This window comes from Peribacillus sp. P4_D6 (assembly GCF_056401795.1).
Genome location: NZ_JBFUIQ010000139.1, coordinates 1 through 9,186 on the forward strand (window position 1 = coordinate 1; position 9,186 = coordinate 9,186).

Genomic DNA, 9,186 nt, shown 5'->3' on the forward strand with positions numbered 1-9,186 from the left:
GAAATACTACGACCCGGAACGTACCCTGACGGACGAGGACATTACAAAAGCACATGATAAAGTGCTTGAAGCCGTTAAAGAAAAAGCCGGCGCAGAGCTAAGAGGATAAAACCAAAAAGACAGCTCCCTGAATCATGGGGAGCTGTCTTTTTTGATTTTACGAGTAAAAGGTGCAAACTCACGAGTAAATAGTGAATTCACGAGTAAACCGAGCAAACTCACGAGTAAATGACGTAAACTCACGAGTAAATGGAGCTAATTCACGAGTAAACCGCGCAAATTCACGAGTAAACCGAGCAAACTCATGAGTAAATGGCGTAAGCTCACGTGTAAATAGCGTGAATTCACGAGTAAACCGAGCAAACTCATGAGTAAACCGCGCATTTTCACGAGAAAAAGGCGGCTGTTCAGGAAGATCAGCCGCTTTCTTCTATTTATGATATTTCTGTTGATAGAGTCGCTTCGCTTTTTCAGTGTTGGCAAAATGGGTTTTCGTGAATTCGTGTAATGAATCGATTCCCTTTTCGTGAATCAATCTTGCGGCCGCTTCATCTACTGCAAATCCGGCACCTTTAGGGATTTTGAATCCGGCTTTTTCACTCAGCAAGTCAAAGCGTTTGACAAATGCATATCGGGCCAGGATGGATGCGGCTGCCACTCCAAGGTGAATGCCTTCCGCTTTTGTGCATAGATAGGTGGCATTAGCTTGGAATAGTTCTTGGCCTTTTAGGTAATTGAAAAATACCTCTGGTTGAGCGAATTGATCAATAAGGACGGCTTCCGCTTGTTCTGGCTGGATTTTTTGCATGAGGTTCTTGATTGCTTGGTTATGGAGGAGTGCCTTCATTTTTCCTTGTGACATTCCCTTTGCCTGCAGCGCATTATATTTCGGGTTGTCGCATGTGAGCAGGCTGAAGGGCACTACATCCTTAATCTGTTTGGCAATGTCGATGATCTGTGGGTCTTTCAGATTTTTGGAATCCTGGACACCTAGCTCCTTTAATAGAGCGAGTTGCTCCTTCTTGGCATATACGGCTACGACGGTCATCGGGCCGAAATAGTCTCCTGTTCCGACCTCGTCTGAACCAATCACTGACATGGTTCCGATATTTGCTGGCGGCGAATATCGATGGACGTTGACCGATGCAGAGGATGCCGTTTTTTTCTTTGGAGCCGCAGCAGTGGTACCCTTTTGCCATTTTACCGCTTCTATTTCGGCATTCTTACCTTGAAAAAGGACCTTCCCGGATTTATAGGCCGTCACCGTACATAGCGGCGGTTTGGCGGAAAAGATGCTCCCTGGCGGCTGCTTGGCGGCCAAGGATGAAGAATAATGGGACTTCATCGCCTTTATTTGTTCAGGACTGATAAGTAAAACAACATGGGACATAATGGGTTAGCTCCTAACTTCATTTTGTTTATTAGGTAATCTTCTTCCTAAATTCGATATCGTATGACAAATTATTGAAATTTTAATGCGAGAAATGACGATGTACTCTCTTTCATGACGAAAAACTTCATGATATGATAGAATTAGGATTGTTTAGATTGGGGGCATCATTTTGTCAGACGATAAACGAAATAAAACAACAGTTGATATATACGGACAGCCATATACAATCGTCGGCACAGAAAGCGCAAGTCATATGCGCCTGGTCGCTTCGATGGTTGACGAAAAAATGAGAGAGATCAGGATGAAAAATCCACACTTGGATACAAGCAAGCTAGCGGTGCTAACGGCCGTGAATACCATCCATGAATATATTAAATTAAAAGATGAACTAGACCAGCTTCAACTGGAATTAAAGAGAGAGAAGGACTGAGTACATGCTTGATTTAGCAATTCTGGCCATTCTTTTAATCGGTTTATTAATCGGTTTAAAGCGTGGCTTCATTTTACAAACGGTYCATATGACTGGGTTCATTGTAGCCTTCATCGTCGCCTATGTATTTTACGGAGATCTTGCTCCCAATTTGAAATTATGGATTCCGTTCCCAACGATGGGTGATTCCTCGACCCTTAATATGTTTTTCAATACAGTCGGGCTTGATACGGCGTATTACAATGCAATTGCCTTTGCAATCATTTTCTTTGCTGCCAAGATTCTTTGGCAAATGATAGGATCCATGCTCAATTTCATTACCCATCTACCGATATTAAAGCAACTGAATCGCTGGGGCGGAGGGATATTGGGTTTTCTCGAAGTCTATCTTATCATGTTTATTATATTATATATAGCTGCCATGCTGCCAATGGATTCCATCCAGAAACCATTAACTGGCTCATTTCTGGCAGAATCGATCGTGAAACATACGCCGTTCCTTTCCGAGCAAGTGAAGGAACTATGGTTTCATGATGTAAAACAATCTTAATGTCAGTATAAGAGGGCCTGCCTCCCGTGTTCAAAGTCCTGGATTCCTATACTTTGAACACGGGGGAGGCCCCTTTTTATGTAGCGGCATGTAGCTTCATTCTATTTGATTCGAAGGTTAAGAACCTGACTGCTTGTACTTTACCTCCAAGAAAGGTATCTTTAAGAAAGTGAACATGGGACACCCTACTAATTTTTTCGGCGGTGAATTAAATGACAATTAATAAAAAAGATATCATTAAACTATTAGAAAAAATTGCAATATATATGGAACTAAAAGGAGAGAACCCGTTTAAGGTTTCAGCTTTCCGAAAGGCAGCTGGCGCCTTGGAAACGGATGACCGGAGCCTGACGGAGATCGAAGATTTTACCGCTTTGAATGGAATCGGGAAAGGAACGGCATCCGTCATCGAAGAGTATATAAATGAAGGGAAATCGACTGTACTTGAAGAGCTTCAGGAGCAGGTGCCAAAAGGATTGATTCCGCTTCTGCAGCTTCAAGGTTTGGGCGGTAAGAAAATTGCCAAGCTTCATAAAGAGCTGTATGTCAAAGATGTGAATGATCTTAAAATCGCCTGTGAGGAAGGCAGGGTCGCGGCGCTTGCCGGTTTCGGCAAAAAAACGGAAGAGAAGATCCTGTCTGCAATTGCTGAGGCTGGTTCAAGGCCAGATCGGCTGCCCCTAGCCTTCATGAGACCGATTGCGGCTGATATTGAAACGGCCCTTGCTAACATGGATTACATCATCCGTTCTTCCAGGGCGGGCAGCATCCGGCGTATGAGGGAAACAATCAAGGACCTCGATTTCATCATTTCGACAGATCATCCCGAAGAGGTTAAGAATCAACTGCTTGCAATAAAAGGGATAAAACAGGTGATTGCGGCCGGTGATACAAAAGTATCGGTCGTGCTTGATTATGAATATGACATTTCTGTCGATTTCCGAATCGTTAAGGATAAGGAATTCATCACGACACTTCATCATTTTACAGGTTCGAAGGATCACAATGTGCGGATGCGCCAGCTTGCTAAAGATCGCGGAGAGAAAATCAGCGAATATGGGGTGGAAGTGACTGAAACCGGTGATGTATTGACGTTTGAAACGGAAGAACAATTTTATAATCATTTTGGCCTTCCTTTCATTCCCCCAGAACTGCGTGAAGACGGAACGGAAGTGGRGCATTATGATGCCAATGAACCTCTCATATCTTTAGAGGCCATTAAAGGTGATCTGCATATGCATACGACATGGAGTGATGGTGCTCATACGATTGAAGAAATGATTGAAGCATGCCGTGCAAAAGGGTATCGATATATGGCCATCACCGATCATTCGCAATATCTGAAAGTGGCGAACGGCTTGACCGCTGAACGTTTACGTGAACAAAAACGGATCATCCATGAACTTAATGAAAAATACACTGACTTTACCGTTCTTTCCGGGATAGAGATGGATATACTTCCTGATGGGACACTTGATTATGACGATGAGCTGCTTGCAGAGATGGATTTGGTCATTGCATCGATTCACTCAAGTTTTTCACAGCCTCGGGAAACGATCATGGAGCGCTTAAAAACGGCTCTGAATAATCCGCATGTAGATATCATCGCACATCCAACGGGAAGGATCATCGGCAGACGAACCGGATATGATGTGGATATAGAAATGCTGATCGAACTGGCCCGTGAAACGAATACGGCCTTGGAATTGAATGCGAATCCGAACCGATTGGATTTGGCACCTCCGCATCTCCGCAAGGCTCAGGAAGCAGGCGTTCCGATTGTGATCAATACGGATGCCCACAGCATCGACATGCTTGAACATATGCCTGTGGGGGTCTCGTCAGCCAAAAAGGGCTGGATTAAAGAATCCACGGTTCTTAATGCAAGGGATACGGATGGCTTATTGGCGTTTTTAAAGAGAAATGATTAACTATTTGCCCATAAATAAGGAGGAGCTTTAACTCCATGCATAATAAAGCTTTAAAGACATTGGAATTTCATAAAATAAAAGAACAATTAATCTCACACGCATCCTCATCCATAGGAAAAGAAAAGGCGGAGCAATTGATGCCTTCCACGGATTTTGAAGAAGTGTCGAGATGGCAGGAAGAAACAGATGAGGCTGCCAAAATCGTAAGGTTGAAAGGTAACTTGCCATTGGGCGGAATTTTCGATATCCGTCCGCATGCAAAAAGGGCACAGATTGGCGGTATGCTCTCACCGATGGAATTGATGGAACTTGCGAGTACGATTCGTGCCGGCAGGATCTTAAGCCGTTTCTTCGAAGAACTGGCAGAGCAGGAGATTGATGTTCCGCTTTTAGCCGAATATATCGATTCCCTACATCCATTGATTGATTTGCAGCAGGAAATTACGTATGCAGTAAGCGAACATGGCGAAGTGATGGATTCTGCCAGCGACAAGCTTCGTACCCTAAGAAACCAAATTCGGACGAATGAAAGTCGCGTAAGGGAAAAACTGGAAAGTATGATCCGTTCTTCCAATGCATCAACCATGTTATCCGATGCCATCATCACCATCCGGAATGACCGATTCGTCATCCCGGTAAAACAGGAATACCGCAGTGTGTATGGCGGGATCATTCATGATCAATCATCATCAGGACAGACGTTGTTCATTGAACCGCAAGCAATCGTTCAGCTGAATAATGTCCTGCAGGAAACCCGAGTGAAGGAAACGCAGGAAATAGAACGGATATTGGTCGAACTATCGGAAAAAGTCGGTGCGTTCACCCCTGAATTGCTTCATAATGTCAAAGTGCTGGCACAAATCGATTTCCTTGTCGCCAAGGCAAAATATGCAAAAGCGATAAAAGGTTCCAAGCCGATTCTGAATAATGAGGGGCGCGTAAAATTATTCAAAGCGAAACACCCGCTCATTCCGAATGATGTCGTCGTGGCCAATGATATTTTTCTTGGTGATGAATTTACGACAATCGTCATCACCGGTCCGAATACAGGTGGTAAGACGGTTACCCTGAAAACGATTGGCCTCTGTACGTTAATGGCCCAGTCCGGTCTGCAGATCCCTGCGCTGGATGGTTCCGAAACGGCTGTGTTTTCCTCTGTTTATGCCGATATAGGCGATGAACAGTCGATTGAACAAAGCTTAAGTACATTTTCTTCGCATATGGTCAATATTGTCGATATCCTTAAGCATGTCGATTATGACAGTCTTGTATTATTCGATGAGCTTGGAGCGGGAACTGACCCACAGGAAGGTGCAGCTTTGGCCATTTCCATTTTGGATGAAGTGTATAAGCGCGGAGCACGTGTGATTGCAACGACACATTACCCGGAATTAAAAGCGTATGGATATGATCGGGAAGGCGTCATAAATGCAAGCGTCGAATTTAATGTGGAAACCTTGAGTCCCACCTATAAACTTTTAATTGGTGTACCAGGGCGGAGTAATGCGTTTGAAATTTCCAAGCGCCTTGGTTTGGAAGAAAACGTGATCAGCAACGCCCGCGGCCATATCGGTGAGGATACGAATAAAGTTGAAAATATGATAGCGTCCCTTGAAGACAGCCGCAAGAAGGCTGAAGAAGAGGAATTGGAAGCCAAGAATCACCTGAAACAGGCGGAAATTCTTCATAAAGACCTTCAAAAGCAAATTGATGAGTACCATCAAGAACGGGATGCGATGGTTGAAAAGGCAGCAAAAGAGGCAGCGACAATCGTTGAAAATGCACAAAGGGAAGCGGAAGCAATCATTGCCGACTTACGTAAACTGCGACTTGAAAAGCATGCCGATGTTAAAGAGCATGAACTGATCGATGCCAAAAAACGGCTTGAAGAAGCAGCGCCTAAAGTGAAAAAAACAACAAATAAAGCTGCGAGGCCGCTGGATAAAAGCTTGAAACCTGGAGATGAAGTAAAGGTCGTAAGCTTTGGTCAAAAAGGTCACTTGATTGAGAAGGTCTCAAATAATGAATGGCAGGTTCAGATCGGCATCATGAAAATGAAAGTGAAGGAGTCTGACCTGGAATTCATCAAGAGCACAAAAGTAAAAGAAACAAAGCCGCTTACCACGATCAAAGGCCGCGATTATCACGTTAGCGTCGAACTTGACCTTCGTGGAGAACGCTTTGAAAATGCCATATCAAGAGTGGAAAAATACGTTGATGATGCTCTTTTGGCCGGTTATTCGAGTGTCTCCATCATTCATGGTAAAGGGACGGGTGCTCTTCGGTCCGGGGTCCAGGAATACTTGAAAAATCACCGCTCTGTCAAAAGGATTCGCTTCGGCGAAGCCGGTGAAGGCGGAACAGGTGTTACGGTGGTGGAATTTAAATAAAGGAAAGCGGTCATTCCGGCAATTCAGCCAAGCCGGGTGGCTAGTTACCATTCGGGAGTTGGACCATGGAGAATATGTGGGARAATGAATATGTATATATAGCTGCTCGTTACAGTGTCGTTATTCTGTGCATGATTGTTTTTTTAGCCATTTTTGAACTTGTCACAAAGTACAAGAACTGGGAGGAGATCAAACAGGGAAACCTTTCTGTCGCGTTGGCAACAGGTGGTAAAATTTTTGGGATCGCCTATGTATTCCAACAGTCCATTCTCCATCAGAATTCGCTTCTTACCATGATTGGCTGGGGCGTCTACGGTTTTGTCCTGCTGTTGATCGGTTATTTCATTTTTGAATTTATGACTCCTGGATTTAAAATAGATGAAGAAATACAAAAAGATAATCGGGCAGTTGGATTCCTATCGATGATCATATCAATCGCATTATCTTTTGTCATCGGCGCCGGAATTTCTTAATGCCCTTCATGAGAGGGAGTAAGCTGTGGAGAAACTTGCAAAAGTCTTAATTGTTTGTTGCGGAATCTTTTTTCTGTTTGGAATCATTTATATGACATTGTTCAACTGAAGCGGCCAGTGTGCCGCTTCTTTTATTTGGTTCTATTAAAAAAAATGGGGGGCCATGTATAATAATAATGGTCAAATAGACTTTTGAAGAGGAAGAGGAATATGGATCAGTCCAAATGGATACAGAAGATTGAAGAATTATCGCTGAATGCTTTACCCGCCATGCAAACGCAAATCTATGATGGATGGGTTATCCGATTTGCGGATGGATATACGAAAAGGGCGAATTCCATCACCCCCATCTATCCATCGAATGAAAATGTGAAAAAGAAAATTTCGAATTGTGAACAATTATATTTTGCAAGGAATGATAAGGCCGTGTACAAAGTGACTCCACAGGCAAACCCTATCAACTTGGATTGTTTGCTGGAAGAGTCTGGGTATGCCCTTGAAGGAACAACAAGTGTCCAGGTATTGAATTTGGCAGATACAGAGTCACCGAATGAAACCAATGTCATAAAGTATGATCATTTACATGATGAATGGTTTCACGATTTCTGCCTGCTAAGTAATATTGATGATCATGATCAAACCATCCTGAAAAAGATGTTAGGGAATATCATTCCAAAAACATGCTTTATGTTGTTGACTGATGAAGGTGGAACCGTTACAGCAAGTGGACTGGGTGTTTTGGAAGACGAATACATAGGCCTGTACAATATCATTACCCATGAAAACTTTCGAAACCAAGGCAATGGTGCAATACTCATTCGTAATCTATTGCATTGGGGTAAAGAAAATGGAGCAAAAAATGCTTATCTTCAGGTGATAGAAACGAACGCACCTGCTTTAAGCTTATACGGAAAATTGGGGTTTGAAGAAAAGTATAAGTATTGGTATAGAATTAAAACCAAGAAGTAGAATGCCTCTTTTCAGTAGACGACAAAGAGGATCGGACTGCTCTCCCCGATCTGTGATCTTAAAGAAAATTTGCATATCCTTTATGTTTTTTCTTGAGGGGTTGTGAAATTTGAGCGTTGATTTCCACTCCAGGCACTCGCTTTCCGCGGGTGGTCGGGGAGCCTCCTCGGCTTGCGCCTGCGGGGTCTCCCCAAGACTCGCTTTTCCCRCAGGAGTCTCGTACCTTACGTTCCAATCAACTTTGTTTTATTTAGATAGAACCCTTTTGTTCAAAACTAGATAATAATTGTTTGCCGACAGTTTTTTCTTGGTTTGTAAAATGGGAACGTTGATTTCCACTCCAGGCACTCGCTTTCCGCGGGCGGTCGGKGAGCCTCCTCAGCTTGCGCCTGCGGGGTCTCCCCWAGACACGCTTTTCCCGCAGGAGTCTCGTACCTTACGTTCCAATCAACTTTGTTTTATTTAGATAGAACCCTTTTGTTCAAAACTAGATAATAATTGTTTGCCGACAGTTTTTTCTGGTTTTGTAAAATGGGAACGTTGATTTCCACTCCAGGCACTCGCTTTCCGCGTGTCTTGGGGAGCCTCCTCGGCTTGCGCCTGGGGGTCTCCCCWAGACACGCTTTTCCCRCAGGAGTCTCGTACCTTACGTTCCAATCACTGGAACTTTTTTTAGAAATATTGTAGGGCAACTGGCTCTTCTTCTCTAACTCGTCTACTGTCTTGCGGTTCCATCAATTTTCCGGCAAAAGGAGTTCCGAATTGCTCTCGCCCCGAACCAAAATTTTAAAAGTAAACTAGATTATTCTTCATAGTTTTTACAGTATTCCTTAAAGGATGGAAGARATTTGCGACACTCCTGCCGAATAACTGGCTAGCCGAGGGCCCACAGGCGATTGCTTTGATGAGGCTTGGCAGACAGTCAGCGGAAAGGGAGCGGATTTCCGAAAGAGGGTATGTGTAATGATTTCCACTCCAGGCACTCGCTTTCCGCGGGCGGTCGGGGAGCCTCCTCGGCTTGCGCCTGCGGGGTCTCCCCTAGACACGCTT

Annotated in this window: 9 protein-coding genes; 7 read left to right on the forward strand and 2 right to left on the reverse strand. The window is 43.9% G+C overall.

Annotation, left to right across the window (positions count from 1 at the left end; genetic code table 11):
- The coding region (locus AC1DVB_RS23010) for a phenylalanine--tRNA ligase subunit beta-related protein (protein ID WP_477591127.1) at window positions 1-109 on the forward strand (109 nt) is incomplete at its 5' end.
- 321 nt (window positions 110-430) lie between these two features.
- Here AC1DVB_RS23010 and rnhC read toward each other — a convergent pair.
- Entirely contained in the window at window positions 431-1,390 is a 960-nt protein-coding gene (gene rnhC, locus AC1DVB_RS23015) for a ribonuclease HIII (protein ID WP_063575527.1), read from the reverse strand.
- Window positions 1,391-1,562: 172 nt separating this feature from the next.
- On the opposite strand from rnhC, the gene zapA reads away from it, so the two are divergent.
- From zapA to AC1DVB_RS23045, 6 genes are all read left to right on the forward strand, one after another.
- A complete protein-coding gene (gene zapA / locus AC1DVB_RS23020) occupies window positions 1,563-1,823 on the forward strand; it encodes a cell division protein ZapA (protein WP_034309021.1) in 261 nt (86 codons plus the stop codon).
- Between the two features lie 4 nt (window positions 1,824-1,827).
- A complete protein-coding gene (locus AC1DVB_RS23025; protein ID WP_034309018.1) occupies window positions 1,828-2,373 on the forward strand; it encodes a CvpA family protein in 546 nt (181 codons plus the stop codon).
- 212 nt (window positions 2,374-2,585) lie between these two features.
- Window positions 2,586-4,304: a DNA polymerase/3'-5' exonuclease PolX gene (gene polX / locus AC1DVB_RS23030; RefSeq protein ID WP_477591123.1), complete on the forward strand. Its 1,719-nt coding sequence runs from the start codon at window positions 2,586-2,588 to the stop codon at window positions 4,302-4,304.
- A gap of 35 nt (window positions 4,305-4,339) precedes the next feature.
- Window positions 4,340-6,694, forward strand: coding sequence for an endonuclease MutS2 (locus tag AC1DVB_RS23035; protein ID WP_328119421.1), 2,355 nt, complete (start codon window positions 4,340-4,342; stop codon window positions 6,692-6,694).
- 65 nt (window positions 6,695-6,759) lie between these two features.
- Window positions 6,760-7,167, forward strand: coding sequence for a DUF350 domain-containing protein (locus AC1DVB_RS23040; protein WP_034309012.1), 408 nt, complete (start codon window positions 6,760-6,762; stop codon window positions 7,165-7,167).
- 210 nt (window positions 7,168-7,377) lie between these two features.
- Window positions 7,378-8,136, forward strand: a complete 759-nt coding sequence (locus AC1DVB_RS23045; protein WP_239858561.1) for a GNAT family N-acetyltransferase — start codon at window positions 7,378-7,380, stop codon at window positions 8,134-8,136.
- A gap of 830 nt (window positions 8,137-8,966) precedes the next feature.
- Here AC1DVB_RS23045 and AC1DVB_RS23050 read toward each other — a convergent pair.
- Window positions 8,967-9,186: hypothetical protein (locus AC1DVB_RS23050; protein WP_477591125.1), on the reverse strand; the 220-nt coding region annotated here is incomplete at its 5' end.

Excerpts from the sequence above, each read along its gene's own strand:
- AC1DVB_RS23045 (WP_239858561.1), top strand. The coding sequence starts at position 7,378 with ATGGATCAGTCCAAATGGATACAGAAGATTGAAGAATTATCGCTGAAT.
- rnhC (WP_063575527.1), bottom strand. The coding sequence starts at position 1,390 with ATGTCCCATGTTGTTTTACTTATCAGTCCTGAACAAATAAAGGCGATG.
- AC1DVB_RS23035 (WP_328119421.1), top strand. The coding sequence starts at position 4,340 with ATGCATAATAAAGCTTTAAAGACATTGGAATTTCATAAAATAAAAGAA.